The 17597-nt window shown below is 70.2% G+C and carries 12 protein-coding genes and 1 pseudogene; 9 read left to right on the forward strand and 4 right to left on the reverse strand.

All coding sequences use genetic code 11. The features are described from left to right. Positions 1 to 59 precede the first annotated feature (59 nt). The 6 genes from AOQ53_RS40840 to holA all read left to right on the forward strand — a co-directional run bounded on the left by AOQ53_RS40840 (position 60) and on the right by holA (position 7176). A complete protein-coding gene (locus AOQ53_RS40840; protein WP_099054579.1) occupies positions 60 to 1187 on the forward strand; it encodes a ComEA family DNA-binding protein in 1128 nt (375 codons plus the stop codon). Further along, positions 1184 to 3907, forward strand: coding sequence for a ComEC/Rec2 family competence protein (locus tag AOQ53_RS11780; RefSeq protein ID WP_408055155.1), 2724 nt, complete (start codon positions 1184 to 1186; stop codon positions 3905 to 3907). Before AOQ53_RS40840 ends, AOQ53_RS11780 begins: the two co-directional genes overlap by 4 nt. 4 nt (positions 3908 to 3911) lie before the next feature. Continuing rightward, positions 3912 to 4751, forward strand: coding sequence for an arylamine N-acetyltransferase family protein (locus AOQ53_RS11785; protein WP_059416963.1), 840 nt, complete (start codon positions 3912 to 3914; stop codon positions 4749 to 4751). Between the two features lie 233 nt (positions 4752 to 4984). Then, positions 4985 to 5866, forward strand: coding sequence for a YceI family protein (locus tag AOQ53_RS11790; protein ID WP_099054580.1), 882 nt, complete (start codon positions 4985 to 4987; stop codon positions 5864 to 5866). A 38-nt stretch (positions 5867 to 5904) separates the two neighbouring features. Next, positions 5905 to 6150: a ubiquitin family protein gene (locus AOQ53_RS11795; RefSeq protein WP_078945276.1), complete on the forward strand. Its 246-nt coding sequence runs from the start codon at positions 5905 to 5907 to the stop codon at positions 6148 to 6150. 36 nt (positions 6151 to 6186) lie between these two features. Further along, on the forward strand, positions 6187 to 7176 hold the full coding sequence (holA, locus tag AOQ53_RS11800) for a DNA polymerase III subunit delta (RefSeq protein WP_179948488.1): 990 nt from the start codon (positions 6187 to 6189) through the stop codon (positions 7174 to 7176). A gap of 48 nt (positions 7177 to 7224) precedes the next feature. Here the strand turns inward: holA and AOQ53_RS11805 are convergent, their stop codons facing one another. After that, complete coding sequence (locus tag AOQ53_RS11805) at positions 7225 to 7650, reverse strand: VOC family protein (protein ID WP_059416966.1); 426 nt, start codon at positions 7648 to 7650, stop codon at positions 7225 to 7227. An 87-nt stretch (positions 7651 to 7737) separates the two neighbouring features. On the opposite strand from AOQ53_RS11805, the gene AOQ53_RS11810 reads away from it, so the two are divergent. Beyond that, positions 7738 to 8133: a nuclear transport factor 2 family protein gene (locus AOQ53_RS11810; protein ID WP_059416967.1), complete on the forward strand. Its 396-nt coding sequence runs from the start codon at positions 7738 to 7740 to the stop codon at positions 8131 to 8133. Between the two features lie 175 nt (positions 8134 to 8308). Here the strand turns inward: AOQ53_RS11810 and rpsT are convergent, their stop codons facing one another. Then, positions 8309 to 8575 carry a 30S ribosomal protein S20 gene (rpsT, locus tag AOQ53_RS11815; protein ID WP_059416968.1) on the reverse strand — a complete coding sequence of 89 codons (267 nt, stop codon included), beginning with the start codon at positions 8573 to 8575 and terminating at the stop codon, positions 8309 to 8311. A 239-nt stretch (positions 8576 to 8814) separates the two neighbouring features. On the opposite strand from rpsT, the gene lepA reads away from it, so the two are divergent. Beyond that, positions 8815 to 10683 (forward strand): translation elongation factor 4, encoded by a 1869-nt coding sequence (lepA, locus tag AOQ53_RS11820; RefSeq protein WP_059416969.1) that lies wholly within the window; start codon positions 8815 to 8817, stop codon positions 10681 to 10683. Between the two features lie 264 nt (positions 10684 to 10947). Next, on the forward strand, positions 10948 to 12822 hold the full coding sequence (locus AOQ53_RS11825) for an AMP-dependent synthetase/ligase (RefSeq protein ID WP_059416970.1): 1875 nt from the start codon (positions 10948 to 10950) through the stop codon (positions 12820 to 12822). Positions 12823 to 12987: 165 nt separating this feature from the next. Here AOQ53_RS11825 and AOQ53_RS11830 read toward each other — a convergent pair. Together AOQ53_RS11830 and AOQ53_RS11835 are read right to left on the reverse strand one after the other, a co-directional pair. Then, positions 12988 to 13386: pseudogene (locus tag AOQ53_RS11830) on the reverse strand (response regulator); the annotation flags it as partial. Then, the gene (locus AOQ53_RS11835) at positions 13383 to 17513 is read right to left on the reverse strand and encodes a HAMP domain-containing protein (protein WP_174523273.1); all 4131 of its coding nucleotides are present in this window, start codon (positions 17511 to 17513) and stop codon (positions 13383 to 13385) included. The gene AOQ53_RS11835 and the pseudogene AOQ53_RS11830, both read right to left, overlap by 4 nt. Positions 17514 to 17597: the final 84 nt, after the last annotated feature.

Below are 17597 nucleotides of genomic sequence, written 5' to 3' on the forward strand. Positions count from 1 at the left end.
TGTCCCCGGGAATTGAGCAAGATCATCGTGAGAGGGCCGACGTGGCCGATCCTCGTCGCATGGCACTTCGATCACGTTCACGCACAGCGACTGCGACCAGCGGGCCCGGCCGTGGACCGGCGTCCGACGGCCGCATCCGTCACCGTCGTCACCGGCCTGTCGCACGCGGCCGGGCACGGCACCGTCATGCCTCGGCGGAGGAACTCCGCCGGCGCGCGGAGGTGCTGTTCGGCGAGCATGCCGAACGGGGCGGGGAGCGGCGGGAGTCGGGCCACGGCCCGCCCGAGGAGACGATTGCCGTAGGGCGTGCTCGGCACGGGCTGGGCCGGCCGGGGACCGCTGCGGCGGCCGGTGTGGATGCCGATGCGGTGTCTGCCCGTGTGCCCGTCGGTGTCGACGGTGGGGCGGGCGCCGGGACAGTCGGCGGGGGCGGTCGCCTTGAGGAAGGGGCCTGGCGGGAGCGGGCCGGGCTCGCGGTGCGGGAGCGCATGCCCGTGTGGTTGCAGGCGAGGTGCGGCCTGGAGCGGCGGAGCGTGCTCGCGCTGACGGTGGTGCTCGTCGTCGCGGCGGCGTTCGCCGTGCAGCACTTCTGGGCGGGCCGGACCCAGTCCGTACGGCCGCCCGAGGTGGTGCGAGCGGCGGCACCCTACGCAGAGCGGGAGCAAAGCGGACCGGCAGAGCCGGGACGCGGAGCGGGTGCGCCCGCAGGGGCGACGAAGGCGACAGGTGCGGCCGAGATCGTCGTGGACGTCGGCGGCAAGGTCCGCGAACCCGGGATCCATCGGCTGCCGGCCGGCTCACGTGTCGCGGACGCGCTGCGCGCGGCGGGCGGGGTGAAGCCCGGCACGAAGACCGACGGTCTCAACCGTGCCCGGTTCCTCGTGGACGGCGAGCAGGTGATCGTGGGCGGACCGGCCCCCGCCGCGGGGACCGGGACGGGAGGTACGGCTGCCGGAGGCACGGCCGGTGCGGCGGCGGGCGGACTGCTGCCGGGGGCTCCCGTCTCGCTCAACACGGCCACCGCCGACCAGCTCGACACCTTGCCGGGTGTCGGCCCGGTGCTGGCGCAGCACATCATCGACTACCGCACGCAGCACGGCGGTTTCCGTTCCGTGGACGAGTTGCGCGAGGTGAACGGCATCGGCGACCGGCGCTTCGCCGATCTGCGGAATCTCGTACGGCCATGAGCGGGGCCGAGCTGCCGGCGCGGCGGGACGAGGCGGCACCTGAGGCCTTCACCGCCGGACCGGCCCCTCCCACCGGGTCCGCCCCTCCCGCCCGGTCGTCCGTGCACGCCTCCTCCGGCAAGCGGCTGGGCAGTGCCCGTCCGCGGCAGGAAGCACCCACGGACCTACGGCTCGTCCCACCCGCCCTCGCGGCCTGGGGCACGGCGGCGCTGGCGCTGGACGCGTCGCCGGGGTGGGTCCTGGGCATCGTGGCCGGCTGTCTGGCCGCCGTCGCCCTGCTGCCGCTGACCCGGCGAGCCGGGTGGGCCTCCTGGTCGCGGGCGTCGGCCGCCGCCGTGCTGCTGTGCGTGGCCGCGGCTGCCGCCTCGGCCGGGCTGCACGGGGCGGATCTGCGCCGGGGGCCCGTGCCCGGCCTGGCGCGGGAGTACGCGACAGTGACCGCCGAGGTCGAGATCACCTCCGACCCCCGGCTCACCCGGCCGAAGGTCCGGGGCGATCATGTCGCTCCGACCGCCGTGCTGATCGACGCCGATGTACGGCGCGTCCAGGAGGCGGGTGGCGCGACGGTGGTGACGCGGACGCCGGTGCTGCTGATCGTCGACGTGGAGTCGGCCGGCCGGGTCGCCGAGGGTGGGCGATCGGCACCCGCGGGCGGGGCGACCGGGGCCGTCGGAGATGGGCGGCCCGTACCCGCGACGGGGTCTGCGGGGGACGGGCGGCAGACCGCCCTCCGGCCGGTGCGCTCGCCGTGGCTGGGGCTGCTGCCGTCGACGCGGCTGCGGGTCGGCGCACGGCTGGCGCCCGCGATGACGGGCGGAGACCGGGTCGCGGCGGTGCTGCGGGTGCGGGGCGAGGCCGAACCGGAGGTGGTGGGGGAACCCTCGGCTGCTCAGCGGCTCGCAGGGCGGTTGCGGGCCGGGCTGCGGGAGGCGACCGACGGGCTGCCGGCGGATGCCCGGGCCCTGTTGCCGGGGCTGGTCGTGGGGGACACCTCGCGGATCACCCCGGAGCTGGAGGAGGCCTTCAAGGAGACCGACCTCACGCACACTCTGGCCGTTTCCGGGGCTAATTTCACGATTCTGCTCGCCCTGCTGCTCGGGCCGCCGGGCCTGGCGCAGCACGTCGAGCGGCGGGGGCTCGCGCCTCGCCTCGGTGTCTCCCTGCGGGCGACCGCGGTGCTCGGGGGCGTGCTCTCACTCGGGTTCGTCGTCGTGTGCAGACCGGATCCGAGCGTGCTGCGGGCCGCGGCCTGCGGAGCCGTCGCGCTGCTCGCCCTCGCGACCGGCCGCCGCAGATCACTCATCCCGGCGCTGGCGACGGCGGTCCTGCTGCTGGTGCTGTACGACCCGTGGCTGGCCCGGAGTTACGGGTTCCTGCTCTCCGTCGTGGCCACCGGCGCCCTGCTCACGCTCGCGCCGCGCTGGAGCGCCGGGTTGCGGCGGCGCGGCGTGCCACCGCGGCTCGCCGAGGCGCTGGCCGCCGCTGCCGCAGCGCAGGCCCTGTGCGCGCCCGTCGTCGCCGTGCTGTCGGCGCGGGTGAGCCTGGTGGCGGTGCCGTGCAATCTGATCGCGGAATTCGCGATCGCGCCGGCCACCGTGCTGGGCTTCGCGGCACTGGCCACGGCACCGATGGCGATGCCGGTGGCCAAGGCCCTGGCATGGTGTGCGCACTGGCCCACCGAGTGGATCGCGGAGGTCGCCCGTACCGGGGCTGCGCTGCCGGGAGCGGGAGTGGACTGGCCGGGCAGTTGGGCGGGTGCGGCGCTGCTCGCGGCCGTGACGCCGGCGGTGCTGCTCGTGGGGCGGCGGCTGCTCGGGCACCCCTGGTGGTGCGGGGTCTGCGGCCTGGTGCTGGTGCTGGTGGTCGTGCAGCCGCCGCCGCTGACCCGGGTGGTCACGGGCTGGCCGCCGCCCGGCTGGCGGCTGGTGATGTGCGACGTGGGGCAGGGCGACGCCATGGTGCTCGCGGCGGGCGAGGGCAGCGGCGTGGTGGTGGACGCGGGACCCGATCCGCAGCTCGTCGACCACTGCCTGCGCTCACTCGGCATCACCAGGATTCCGCTGGTCGTGCTCACCCACTTCCACGCCGATCACGTGGCGGGCCTGCCCGGGGTGCTGCGCGGACGGGCGGTGGGCGCGATCGAGACGACCGGCTTCGAAGAGCCCGCTGACCAGGCCGCGTTCGTACGGAGACAGGCGGCGGCCCGGCGGGTTCCCGTGAGGCGGGCCGCCGCCGGGGAGCAGCGCCGCACGGGGGAGTTGTCCTGGCAGGTGGTGTGGCCGCCCCCGAGCCAGCCTCCGACACCACCACCGGGCTCACATCCGCACCTGCTTCCGGCCCACCCGGCGCCGGAGGGGCCGAACGACGCCAGTGTCGCCATGCTGGTCCGGTCATCCGGGCTGCGCCTGCTGCTCCTCGGGGACCTCGAACCCCCGGCCCAGCGGGCGCTGGCGAGATCGCCGGCCGCCGAGGCGCTGGAGAGCGTGGACGTGCTGAAGGTCGCCCACCACGGCTCGGCCTACCAGGACCCCGGCCTGATACGCCGGGCGGCCCCGCGGCTGGCCCTGATCAGTTGCGGTGCGGACAACAGGTACGGGCATCCGGCGCCCGGCACGGTCGCGGCGCTGCGCGCCGGGGGTGCGGCGGTGCTGCGGACCGACCGGGACGGCGCACTGGCGGTCGTAGGAGGGGGCGGGGAGCTGAGGGTGGCGCGAGACTGAGGGCATGCACTCAGCACAGGTTGATGCCTATCTCCGCCGCCTGGGAGTCGAGCACCCGGCGTGGCCCACCGTCGACGTGCTCCGCGAACTGCACCTGCGCCACCTTCAGACCGTGCCGTTCGAGAACCTCTCGATCCATCTCGGCGAGGAGATCGTGCTGGAGGAGAAGCGGCTGCTGGACAAGGTGGTGGGCGCCCGGCGGGGCGGGTTCTGTTACGAACTCAACGGCGCATTCGGGTCATTGCTGGCCGCGCTGGGGTACGACGTGGCGCTGCTCGCGGCGCGGGTTTACGGGGACGGGGAGCGGCTCGGGATCCCGTACGACCATCTCGCGCTGCGGGTGCGGACAGTGGACGGGGGCGACTGGCTGGCCGACGTCGGGTTCGGGGCGCACTGTCACCTGCCGCTGGCGTTCGGGGAGAGGGGAGAACAGGAGGATCCCGGGGGCACGTTCCGGATCGTCGAGGCGGAGCCGGACGCGGCGGGGGTGCGCGGTGGGCACGACACGATGGAGGCGGCGGACCTGGACGTGATCCGCGACGGCAGACCGCAGTACCGGCTGGAGGTACGGCCGCGGGTGCTCGGGGACTTCGTGGCCGGGGTGTGGTGGCACAGCACGTCGCCGGTGTCGCACTTCACGCGGTCGCTGGTCTGTTCGCGGGTCACGGAGGACGGAGGACGGATCACGCTCAGCGGCCGCAGGTTCACCGTGACCGGGGCCGACGGCAGCCGTCAGGAGCGGGAGCTGGGGGCGGACGAGGAGGTGCTCGGGGTGTACCGGGAGAGGTTCGGTATCGAACTCGGCTCGGTGCCGACGGTTCGGGGCACCGGCCAGGAGAGCTGATCCTGACTGAGGTTCAACAGGGCAGGGAAGGGGCGATGAAGCGGTGAGGACAGAAGGGGCACAGGGGCCAGAAACCCCACTTGGGCCACATGGTGCTACTCGCGCGTAGTCCCAGCACAAGTGCTGGATTCCCGTGATGTGGTCTCGTGTTGCCTCGAAAGCCTCATCGGTGGTCGAATGCCTCCTCGGTCAACCGTGATCAAACAGCTGACTTCGAGCCGCGCGAGGTGTCCATGATCGGCCGCTGGCTGGGAAGCCGAACCAATCGGGTGCAACGGACGAGTCCCCTGGCGGCGGTGTTCATGCCGCCGAGCGCCGGAGTGCTGGCCTGCCGGGCACTCGACCCGGTCAACGAACCGGTCAGGCACGCGGAGTTCGCGGTCACCGACGCCATGGGGCGTCCGGTGGTCAGCGGGGGAGCGGATCCGTTCGGTTCGTTCATGACGACGGTGCCCGCGGGGGAGTACCGGCTCGCCGTGTCGGCGGAGGGGTACACGCCGTACAGGGCGACGACGCAGGTCGCCGAGAACTCGCTCGCGTCGCTCGGCGACGTGATGCTCCAGGTGGCCCGGCCGCCGGAGCTGCCGGGGCCCGGAGACTGGGAGATCGAGTCGGCGCACTCCTCGATCGGCTTCACCGCGCGGCACATCGGACTCGCCCGGATCCACGGACGGTTCAAGTCCTTCGCGGGAGTCATACGGATCACCGAGCCGCTGGAGCAGTCGGCGATGCACGTGGTGATCGACGCGGCGTCCATCGACACCAACATGAGGATGCGCGACGACCATCTGCGGTCGGCGGACTTCCTGGACGTCGCGAGGTTCCCGACCCTCGAGTTCTACAGCGAACGGTTCGTGCACAAGGGCGGGAACCGGTGGGCTGTGACGGGGGCGCTGTCGCTGCACGGCGTGACGCGCACGGTCACGCTGGACACGGAGTACCTGGGGCTGGGCAACGGAATGGAGGGCGAGGTGCGGGCGGCCTGCCGGGCCACGACCGAACTGCACCGGGACGACTTCACGGTGAGCTGGCAGACGATGCTGGCCCGGGGCATCGCGGTGGTGGGGCCGAGCATCAAGGTCGACCTCGACGTGCAGGTCGTCCGCAAGGGCTGAGCGGCTGGGTCGTGAACCGGTGTCGGACAATGGCCGGCGTGAGTGATGTGCGACATGTGCTGGTGCTGCCCGACCGTGATGCTGCGGAAGAGGTGGTGGAGGCGCTGCGGGAGCGGTTCGCGGTCGTCGAGGAGCCGCAGCTGGTGCGGGACGCGCTGGCCGGTGAGGACGACGCCGAGGACGCGCAGTGGCTGGTCGTCCTGAGGGACGAGGAGGAGCGGCTGGACCCCGGGGAGCTGGACCGGTTCGCCGGTGAGTGGGAGGGCTGGCGGGAAGAACCGTAGGCCTGGTTGTCAGTGCCGCGTGGGATGCTTGTCGCGATGGCCAGGAAGACTGCGAATGACGACCCTCTCGCCCCCGTGACGCTCGCCGTGGGCCAGGAAGAGCTGCTGCTCGACCGTGCCGTGCAGGAGGTGGTGGCCGCCGCGAAGGCCTCCGACGCCGACACGGACGTACGGGACCTGACCCCGGACCAGTTGCAGCCCGGCACGCTCGCCGAGCTGACGAGCCCGTCCCTCTTCGCGGAGCGCAAGGTCGTCGTCGTACGCAACGCGCAGGACCTGTCGGCCGACACGATCAAGGACGTGAAGGCCTATCTCGGGGCGCCCGCCGAGGAGATCACCCTGGTACTGCTGCATGCCGGCGGGGCCAAGGGCAAGGGGCTGCTCGACGCGGCGCGCAAGGCGGGGGCGCGCGAGGTGGCCTGCCCGAAGATGACGAAGCCGGCGGACCGGCTGGCGTTCGTGCGGCAGGAGTTCCGGGCGGTGGGCAGGTCCGCCACGCCGGAGGCGTGCCAGGCGCTCGTCGACGCGATCGGGAGCGATCTGCGGGAGCTGGCGTCGGCGGTTTCGCAGCTGGTCGCGGATGTCGAGGGGACGATCGACGAGGCGGTCGTCGGGCGGTACTACACGGGCCGGGCCGAGGCGTCGAGCTTCACGGTCGCCGACCGGGCGGTCGAGGGGCGGGCGGCGGAGGCGCTGGAGGCGTTGCGCTGGTCGCTGTCGACCGGGGTGGCACCCGTGTTGATCACGAGTGCGCTGGCGCAGGGCGTCCGGGCGATCGGGAAGCTGTCGTCCGCGCGTGGCGGGAGGCCGGCCGATCTCGCCCGGGAGCTGGGCATGCCGCCGTGGAAGATCGACCGGGTGCGGCAGCAGATGCGGGGCTGGACTCCGGACGGGGTGGCCGTGGCGCTGCGGGCCGTGGCCGAGGCGGACGCGGGGGTGAAGGGTGGCGGGGACGATCCCGGGTACGCCCTGGAGAAGGCGGTGGTCACCATCGCACGGGCGGCGCGGTCCAGGGGCCGGGGGTAATCTCAGCAGGACGCCGTGTCCCGATCACCTGGGTCACCGAGCCTCCGCTCAGACGACCGGCTCCCCGATCCCCAGCAGGTTCCCCTCGCTGTCATGGAACCAGGCACCGCGTTCACCCCGTGCGCCCTTGCTCGGGTAGTTCCCCTCGATCTCGGCGATCCCGTCCTCCGTGCGGAAGCCGGGCGCGTCGACCTCCTCGAAGACCACGCCGCGCCGCTTGAGCTCCGCCACGGCGGCCTCGATGTCGCCAACCTCCAACGCCATCTGGGTGAAGGTGCCGGGCGAGGCTCCCGTCGACCGGAACAGCACGAACTCCGCGCCGCCGCACCGGTACAGCAGCCCGCCGGGCCGTTCGTCGACTGGCTCCAGACCGAGTTTCTCGGAGTAGAAGCGCCGTGCCCGGTCCAGGTCCTGGGCGGGAAGCCTGGTCGCCACACGGGCTCCGGCCAGCACGTTCCTGTCGTCTGCGTCCATGTCTCCACTGTGCCGCCAGAGCCGTCCGGAGGGAGAATCGGGAGTGTCAGCCGTAGCTCGCCAAGAGACGGAGAGGCGGCGGAGGACATGGCTGAACACCCGCACGCAGCGCTGGTCCGCAAGGGATTCGAGGCCTTCTCGCGCGGTGACATGGACACCTTGCGCGGGCTGATAGCAGCGGACGCGACACACCACGTACCCGGAGAGCACCCGCTGTCGGGTGACTTCAAAGGGGTGAACGCGATCATCGAGATGTACGAACGGCTCGGCTCGGAGACCAACGGGACTGCGCGTGCCGAACTGATCGGCACCTGTGTCGACGGCCGCGGTCACGCGGTCGGCATGACCCGTTTCACGGCCGAGCGCAACGGCAAGCGCCTGGACGACACCGGATGCATCATCTTCCGGATCGTCGGAGACAAGGTCACTGACCTCGACGAGTGTGTCGAGGACATCGACAAGAACAACGAATTCTGGTCCTGAACAGGCCGAAGGCCGGGTGCCCTCCCATGGGGAACAGGAGGACACCCGGCCTTCGCTTCAAGCTGTTGGATCCGCGCCCGCGTGGCGAACGCAGGCCGCGCGCGGACCCGAGGGGTGCCGGACGGGAGCGGATGAGAGAGGGCCCGCTCGATTCCCTCCGGCGTCACATCAGACGTCAGCCCTTGAGCGCGGCGACCTTCTGAGCCAGCGCCGACTTCTTGTTGGCAGCCTGGTTCTTGTGGATGACGCCCTTCGAGACGGCCTTGTCGAGCTGACGCGCGGCAGCGCGCTGGTACTCGGCGGCCTTCTCGGCGTCACCCGCGGCAGCAGCCTCACGGGCCTTGCGGATCGCGGTCTTGAGGGAGGACTTGACGGCCTTGTTGCGCAGCCGCGCCTTCTCGTTGGTCTTGATCCGCTTGATCTGGGACTTGATGTTCGCCACGAATGAGCCTTCTCAGGTTCTGGCACGGGGCCGCACGGGTGCCGCACGGTCCTGTACCGGGTGATTTCTTGAGGAGTGCCTCCTGCGAGAGGGCATGAGGCACAGCCCCCCACGGTACCAGCGGGCTCATTCATGGCCCAAACCCGTCCATGGTCCCCACCCGTGGGACCATGGAGGCTACGTATCGATCCGACCCGAGACCGCAGACACTGCGGACGCCTCAAGAATCAGGACCCTGCGTGCCCGCGATCCCCAGCCACGTGCCCGAGCCGAGCCGAACCGACCCGGCTCTGATCCGCAACTTCTGCATCATCGCGCACATCGACCACGGCAAGTCCACGCTCGCCGACCGGATGCTCCAGCTGACCGGAGTGGTCGAGCAGCGGCAGATGCGTGCTCAGTACCTCGACCGCATGGACATCGAGCGTGAGCGCGGCATCACGATCAAGTCCCAGGCGGTGCGACTCCCGTGGGCCCCGTCCCACGACAAGAGCAACACGCACATCCTGAACATGATCGACACCCCGGGGCACGTCGACTTCACCTACGAGGTCTCGCGATCGCTCGCCGCCTGTGAGGGCACCATCCTCCTGGTCGACGCCGCCCAGGGCATCGAGGCGCAGACCCTCGCCAACCTCTACCTGGCGATGGAGAACGACCTCACGATCATCCCCGTGCTGAACAAGATCGACCTGCCGGCCGCGCAGCCCGAGAAGTTCGCCGAGGAGCTCGCCCACCTCATCGGGTGCGAGCCCGACGACGTGCTCAAGGTCTCCGCCAAGACGGGGCTCGGCGTCGAGGCGCTGCTGGACAAGGTCGTCGAACAGGTCCCGGCCCCGGTCGGCGTGAAGGACGCCCCCGCGCGTGCCATGATCTTCGACTCCGTCTACGACTCCTACCGGGGCGTGGTGACGTACGTCCGTGTCATCGACGGGCAGCTCAACAAGCGTGAGCGCATCAAGATGATGTCCACCGGCGCCACGCACGAGCTGCTGGAGATCGGCACCAACTCGCCGGAGATGCTGTCGTCCGACGGTCTCGGGGTCGGCGAGGTGGGCTACCTCATCACCGGTGTGAAGGACGTGCGCCAGTCCAAGGTCGGTGACACCGTCACCAGCCAGCACAAGGGGGCCCAGGAGGCGCTCGGCGGGTACAAGGACCCCAAGCCGATGGTGTTCTCCGGCCTCTACCCCCTGGACGGCTCGGACTACCCGGAGCTGCGCGAGGCCCTCGACAAGCTCCAGCTCAACGACGCCGCGCTGGTCTACGAGCCGGAGACCTCCGCCGCCCTCGGCTTCGGCTTCCGCGTCGGTTTCCTCGGCCTGCTGCACCTGGACGTGATCCGGGAGCGGCTGGAGCGCGAGTTCGGGCTCGACCTGATCGCGACCGCCCCGAACGTGGTCTACCGCGTCCTCATGGAGGACGGCAGCGAGCACACGGTCACCAACCCGAGCGAGTTCCCCGAGGGCAAGATCTCGGAGGTCTACGAGCCGGTCGTGCGGGCCACCATCCTGGCGCCCAGCGAGTTCACCGGCTCGATCATGGAGCTGTGCCAGACCCGGCGGGGTGTCCTGCTCGGCATGGACTACCTCTCCGAGGAGCGGGTCGAGATCCGCTACACCCTCCCGCTCGCGGAGATCGTCTTCGACTTCTTCGACCAGCTGAAGTCCAAGACCCGCGGCTACGCCTCGCTCGACTACGAGCCCACCGGCGAGCAGACCTCCAGCCTGGTCAAGGTCGACATCCTGCTGCACGGCGACAAGGTCGACGCCTTCTCGGCGATCACCCACAAGGACCAGGCCTACGCCTATGGCGTGCGGCTCGTGGCGAAGCTCAAGGAGCTCATCCCGCGGCAGGCCTTCGAGGTGCCGGTCCAGGCCGCCATCGGCTCCCGGGTCATCGCCCGCGAGACCATCCGCGCCATCCGCAAGGACGTCCTCGCCAAGTGCTACGGCGGTGACATCTCCCGTAAGCGGAAGCTGCTGGAGAAGCAGAAGGAGGGCAAGAAGCGGATGAAGATGGTGGGTTCCGTGGAAGTTCCGCAGGAGGCGTTCATCGCCGTCCTGTCGAGCGATGACAGCGCGGGGTCGGGCAAGGGCAAGAAGTAATCACGTGTTACCGCGGGTTACGCCGCAAACCGGGTAGAACAGGGACCCGTCGCGCGAAAGTGCGGCGGGCCCCTGTGCGTATGCGGGGTAGCTCTCTGTATGAAGTGACAGGCCGCGGACCCTTACGAAGCGGCCGGTCGACCTTTACTCTGATCCCTGCTCGATAGTTACTCGCGAGTTAAACAACGCTCGCGAACAGCAGCTCGTGAGTGAAAACCAGCCGCACCTGAGCCAGCCGCGCTGTCGCGGGCCCCGGAGGATGTCGTGAGCGACACACAGACACTGATCGAGAACCGTCCGCCGTCCGTGGCGGGCCTCTTCCTGGAGCGCGTGGCGGCCACGCCGGACGCCGAGGCCTACCGCTATCCGGTGCCCGCGCCCTCCGGGCAGGGGCCGGACGAATGGAAGTCGCTGAGCTGGGCGCAGACTGCCGAGCGGGTCTACGCCATCGCGGCCGGGCTCATCGAGCTCGGCGTGCAGTCCGAGCAGCGCGTCGCCCTCGCTTCCAGCACCCGCATCGAGTGGATCCTCGCCGACCTGGGCATCATGTGCGCCGGCGCCGCCACGACCACGGTCTATCCGCAGACCAACGCCGAGGAGTCGGCGTACATCCTGTCGGACTCCGAGAGCCGGGTGCTCATCGCGGAGAACGTGGAACAGCTGGCCAAGGCGCAGGAGAAGCGCGCCGAGCTCACCGATCTCACGCACGTCGTGGTCATCGACCCGGCCGGGGTCGAGACCGCCGACTGGATCCTCACCCTCGACGAGCTGGAGAGGCGCGGCGCGGCCCGCCTGGAGAAGGACCCCGAGCTGATCAGGGAGCGGGTCGGCGCCATCACCAAGGACCAGCTGGCCACCCTCATCTACACCTCCGGCACCACCGGCCGCCCCAAGGGCGTGCGCCTGCCGCACGACAACTGGTCCTACATGGCGAAGGCGATCGCCGCGACCGGGCTGGTCAGCAGCGAGGACGTGCAGTACCTGTGGCTGCCCCTCGCGCACGTCTTCGGCAAGGTGCTCACCTCCGGCCAGATCGAGGTCGGGCACGTCACCGCCGTGGACGGCCGCGTCGACAAGATCATCGAGAACCTGCCGGTGGTGCAGCCGACGTACATGGCGGCCGTGCCGCGCATCTTCGAGAAGGTCTACAACGGCGTCGCCGCGAAGGCCCGCGCGGGCGGCGGCGCCAAGTACAAGATCTTCCAGTGGGCCGCCGAGGTCGCCCGCGAGTACGCCAAGGTCGCCCAGGACAACTTCCGGCGTACGGGAACCGCGTCCGTGCCGTTCGGGCTGGGCGCGAAGCACAAGGTCGCCGACGCGCTGGTGTACGCCAAGATCCGGGAGGCCTTCGGCGGGAACCTGCGGGCCTGCGTCTCGGGTTCGGCGGCACTGGCCCCCGAGATCGGGTACTTCTTCTCCGGCGCCGGCATCCACATCCTGGAGGGCTATGGCCTGACCGAGTCCTCGGCCGCGTCGTTCGTGAACCCGGGCGAGGCCTACCGCACCGGTACGGTCGGCAAGCCGCTGCCCGGCACGGAGGTGCGGATCGCCGACGACGGGGAGATCCTGCTGCGCGGCCCGGGGATCATGGAGGGCTACCACAAGCTGCCCGAGAAGACCGCCGAGGTGCTGGAGGCGGACGGCTGGTTCCACACCGGGGACATCGGGGAGCTGTCGCCCGACGGGTACCTGCGGATCACCGACCGTAAGAAGGACCTCATCAAGACGTCGGGCGGCAAGTACATCGCGCCGGCGGAGGTCGAGGGGCAGTTCAAGGCGGTGTGCCCGTACGTGTCCAACATCCTCGTGCACGGCGCCGACCGGAACTTCTGCACGGCGCTCATCGCGCTCGACGAGGTCGCGATCACGGAGTGGGCCAAGGAGAACGGGCTCGGGGGGAAGCCGTACGCGGAGATCGTTTCCTCGCCGGTCACGGTGGAGATGGTCGACGGGTATGTGAAGCAGCTCAACGAGGGGCTTCAGCGGTGGCAGACGATCAAGAAGTTCCGGCTGCTGCCGCGGGATCTCGATGTGGAACACGGTGAGATCACGCCGAGCCTGAAGCTGAAGCGGCCGGTTGTGGAGCGGGAGTACAAGCATCTGATCGAGGAGATGTACGAGGGGTCTCGCGAGGCGTGAGGGGCGGCGCGGGGATTCGCCGGCGGCTACGGGTTGTGCGTGGTTGCTCGCGCCCACGCGGCGGAGCCGCAGATCGACACAGCCCCGCGCCCCTTGGGTACCTTCATCAACCCGGCGTTTGAGCTCCTGGACCTCTGTGCGCAGGCGTTCCACCTCTCTGCCTTAGCGGTAGAGGTCCAGGAAGACGCTGACCTGCGCCCTGAGGACCCAGGGGTCGAAGGGCTTGGCCACGTAGTCGGCGGCGCCGGTCGCGTAGCCGCGGAAGGCGTAGCCCGAGTCGTCGTCCGCGCCCGTCAGGAAGATGATCGGGACGTCGCGGGTCTGGTCCAGGCGCTTGATGTGGGCGACCGTCTCGAAGCCGTCCATGCCGGGCATGCGGATGTCGAGCAGGACCAGGGCGATGGGCTGTCGCAGCGGGGCCTTCGGCGCCTCCTCGCCGGAACGGGCGCGCACCAGCGGCTCGTTGAGTGAGGCGAGGACCGCCTCCAGGGCGGTCAGGTTGTCCTCCATGTCGTCGGCCAGGAGGATTCCGGCGCGTTCGGGGTGGCCGGCCGCGCTGCTCATGCTTCCTCTTCGCCGTCCTCGGGGTTCAGCAGTTCGCAGACCTCTTCCCCGTCCTCGGGGTTCAGCAGTTCGCAGACGACCGTCAGCAGTCGGTCGATGTCCACCGGCTTGGGCACGTAGTCGTTGGCGCCGCGGGCGATGGACGTCTCGCGGTCGCCGGGCATCGCCTTCGCGGTCAGGGCGACGATGGGCAGGTCCGCCCAGCGCGGGGTGCGGCGGATGGCGGCGATGGTCTCGTAGCCGTCCATCTCCGGCATCATGATGTCCATCAGGACCAGTTCGACGTCCGGGCTGCGCTCCAGTGTCTCGATGCCCTCCCGGCCGTTCTCCGCGTACAGCACGGTCATGCCGACGCGGCCCAGGACATGGGTGAGGGCGAAGACGTTGCGGATGTCGTCGTCGACGATCAGCACCCGCCGCCCGGCCAGGATCCGGCCCGGCCTGCCGGACGTCCATGCCTCCAGCCTGGTCGGCAGGGGCCAGGCGTCGTCCGTGTCGTTCGCGGCCGGGAACGGTCCGGCGGCGGCCGGCTGGAGGGGCAGGGGCAGTTCGGGGCGGTCGTCGACGGCCGGACCCTGAGCCGTGTGACCGGGGCTCAGGACAGGCACGTACAGGGTGAACGTGGAGCCCTTGCCGGGTTCGCTCTCGGCGACGATCCGGCCGCCGAGCAGGCCCGCGATCTCCCGGCTGATGGACAGGCCGAGCCCCGTGCCGCCGTACTTGCGGTTGGTGGTGCCGTCGGCCTGCTGGAACGCTTCGAAGATCACGGGGAGTTTCTCCGGCGCGATCCCGATGCCGGTGTCGGACACGGCGAAGGCGATGACGTCGTCGGCGTCCCGTACGTAGCGGTGTTCGGTGTCCTTCACCCGGTCGACCCGCAGCTCGACCTTGCCCGTGGCGGTGAACTTGATCGCGTTGGAGAGGAGGTTGCGCAGGATCTGCTGGAGCCGCTGTTCGTCCGAGTACATCTCGCGCGGTACGTCCTCACCGACCGCAAGCTCGAAGGCGAGCCCCCTGTCGATGGTGAGGGGGCGGAACGTGGCGTGGACGTAGTCGAGCAGCTTGATGAGGGGGAGCCGCTTGGGGCGTACGTCCATCCTGCCGGCCTCGATCTTCGACAGGTCCAGGATGTCGTTGATCAGCTGGAGCAGGTCCGAGCCCGAGCGGTGGATCGTCGTCGCGAACTGCACCTCCTGGTCCGAGAGATGACCGTCCGGGTTGTCGGAGAGCAGCCGTGCCAGGATCAGCAGGGAGTTGAGCGGTGTGCGCAGTTCGTGCGACATGTTCGCCAGGAACTCCGACTTGTACTGCGAGGACGTGGCCAGCAGGGCGGCCTTCTCCTCCAGCTCGGCGTTGGAGCGCTGAAGTTCGCCCTGCTGTTTCTGCAGTTCGTCCGAACGTTCCTGGAGCTGCATGGCGAGGCGCTGGGACTCGCCGAGCAGGGACTCCGTGCGGGAGTTGGCGATGATCGTGTTGATGGCGACGCCGATGGTGTTGACGAACTGGTCGAAGAAGGCCAGGTGCACGTCGGAGAAGCGGGAGAAGGAGGCGAGTTCGATGACGCCGAGGAGCTTGTCCTCGAAGAGGATCGGGATGATGACGATCGTCGTGGGAGCCGCCTCGCCGAGGCCGCTGTTGATCTTGATGTAGTCGGGCGGGGCGCCCTCGACCAGGATCCGCTTCTTCTCCCGGGCCGCCTGCGCGACCAGGCCGTGCACCGGGAGGGCGCCGGTCTCGACGGTCGCGTCCTGGGCGGCGCCGTAGCCGGCGATGAAAGCCAGGCCCTTCGTCGGAACGGTGGTGCGCAGGGCCGCGCCGTCCTCGTCCGGGTCGGCCAGGTAGAACGCGCCGTACTGGGCGTTCACCAGCGGGGTCAGCTCGCGGAGTATCAGGTCGGCGACCTCCATCAGGTCGCGGTGGCCCTGCATCAGGGCGGCGAGCCGGGCCAGGTTGGACTCCAGCCAGTCCTTCGCGCGGGTCGTCTCGCGCAGGTTGGCCACCATCAGGTTGATGTTGTCCTTCAGCTCGGTGACCTCGCCGCGGGTCTCGACCGTGATCGAGCGGGACATGTCGCCCTGGGCCACGGCGGAGGCGACCTCGGCGATCGCGCGGACCTGGGTGGTGAGGTTCGAGGCCAGCTCGTTGACGTTCGTCGTCAGGCGCTTCCAGGTGCCGTAGACGCCCTCGACCCGGGCCTGCCCGCCGAGTTGGCCCTCGGAGCCGACCTCGCGGGCCACGCGCGTGACCTCCGAGGAGAAGGAGGACAGCGTGTCGACCATCGTGTTGATCGTGGTCTTCAGCTCCAGGATCTCGCCGCGGGCGTCCACGTCGATCTTCCGGGACAGGTCGCCCTGCGCCACGGCCGTCGCGACCTGGGCGATGTTGCGCACCTGGGAGGTGAGGTTGTCGGCCATGGAGTTGACGTTGTCCGTCAGATCCCGCCAGACGCCGGAGACACCCAGCACCTGAGCCCGGCCGCCCAGCCGGCCGTCGGTACCGACCTCCCGGGCGACGCGCGTGACCTCGTCGGCGAAGGCGCGCAGCTGCTCCACCATCGTGTTGACGGTGTCCTTCAGTTCGAGGATCTCGCCGCGGGCGTCGACCGTGATCTTCTTCGACAGGTCGCCGTTGGCCACGGCCGTCGTGACCTGGGCGATGTTGCGGACCTGCGAGGTCAGGTTCAGCGCCATGAAGTTGACGTTGTCGGTGAGGTCCTTCCAGACGCCGGAGACGCCCCGGACCTGGGCCTGCCCGCCGAGGTTGCCCTCGGTGCCGACTTCGCGGGCGACCCGCGTGACCTCGTCGGCGAAGGCGGAGAGCTGGTCGACCATCGTGTTGATCGTGGACTTGAGCTCCAGGATCTCGCCCTTGGCCTCCACCGTGATCTTCTTGCCGAGATCGCCCTGGGCGACGGCGGTGGAAACGAGCGCGATGTTCCGCACCTGGGAGGTGAGGTTGTCGGCCATGAAGTTGACGTTGTCGGTGAGGTCCTTCCAGACGCCGGAGACGCCCCGGACCTGGGCCCGGCCGCCGAGGTTGCCCTCGGTGCCGACCTCGCGGGCGACCCGCGTGACCTCGTCGGCGAAGGCGGAGAGCTGGTCGACCATCGTGTTGATGGTCGACTTGAGCTCCAGGATCTCGCCGCGGGCGTCGACCGTGATCTTCTGGGACAGGTCGCCGTTGGCCACGGCCGTCGTCACCTGGGCGATATTGCGGACCTGCGAGGTCAGGTTCGACGCCATGAAGTTGACGTTGTCGGTGAGGTCCTTCCAGACCCCGGAGACGCCCCGGACCTGGGCCCGGCCGCCCAGCTGGCCCTCGGTGCCGACCTCCCGGGCGACCCTGGTCACCTCGTCGGCGAAGGCGGAGAGCTGGTCGACCATCGTGTTCACGGTCAGCTTCAGCTCCAGCAGCTCGCCGGTCGCCTCCACCGTGACCGTGCGGGTCAGGTCGCCGCGTGCCACCGCCGTCGTGACCGCCGCGATGTCCCGCACCTGGGCCGTCAGCCGGGCCGCCATCGTGTTGACGGCCTCGGTCACGTCCCGCCAACTGCCCGAAAGCCCCTGCACCTTGGCCCGGCCGCCGAGCCGCCCCTCGGTGCCCACCTCGCGCGCGACCCGCGTCACCTCGCCGGTGAACAGGGAGAGCTGGTCCACCATCTTGTTCACGGCCCGGCCGAGGCGCCGCAGGTCGCCGCGTAACTCCCGCGTGCCGTCGTGCAGATCGACCCGCTGGGTCAGATCGCCGCCGGCCACCGCGTCCAGCACACGCGTGGCGTTCGCCGCCGGGGCGACCAGGGCGTCGAGCAACTGGTTCACGTCGTTGACGCGGGACGTCCACAGGCCCTGACCCGGACTGGCCGAGAGCCGCTCGTCGAGCCGGCCGTGCCGCACCAGCTCCCGTCTCACCCGGCGCACCTCGGTGGTGAAGTGGACGCTGCGGTCCATGATCTGGTTGAACACCGCGGTGAGTTCGGCCACCGTCCCGTGGCCGGATTCCGGCACCTTGGTGAAGTCGCCGTCGCGTGCGGCTGTCATGGCTGCGAGCAGGGGACGGAGATCGGATGCACGAATCTGACCGTCTTCGTGCCCGTCTTCGACCACAGGAGTAGCACTGTTCTCACTCATGGCGGCCCACTTCGGTAACTCGGCGCTTATGGGCGTGGTCAGTCTGTCACCCTGTCGGCATCGACTGTGGCGTATTCGTACGAA

This window comes from Streptomyces azureus (assembly GCF_001270025.1).
Classification (GTDB): domain Bacteria; phylum Actinomycetota; class Actinomycetes; order Streptomycetales; family Streptomycetaceae; genus Streptomyces; species Streptomyces azureus.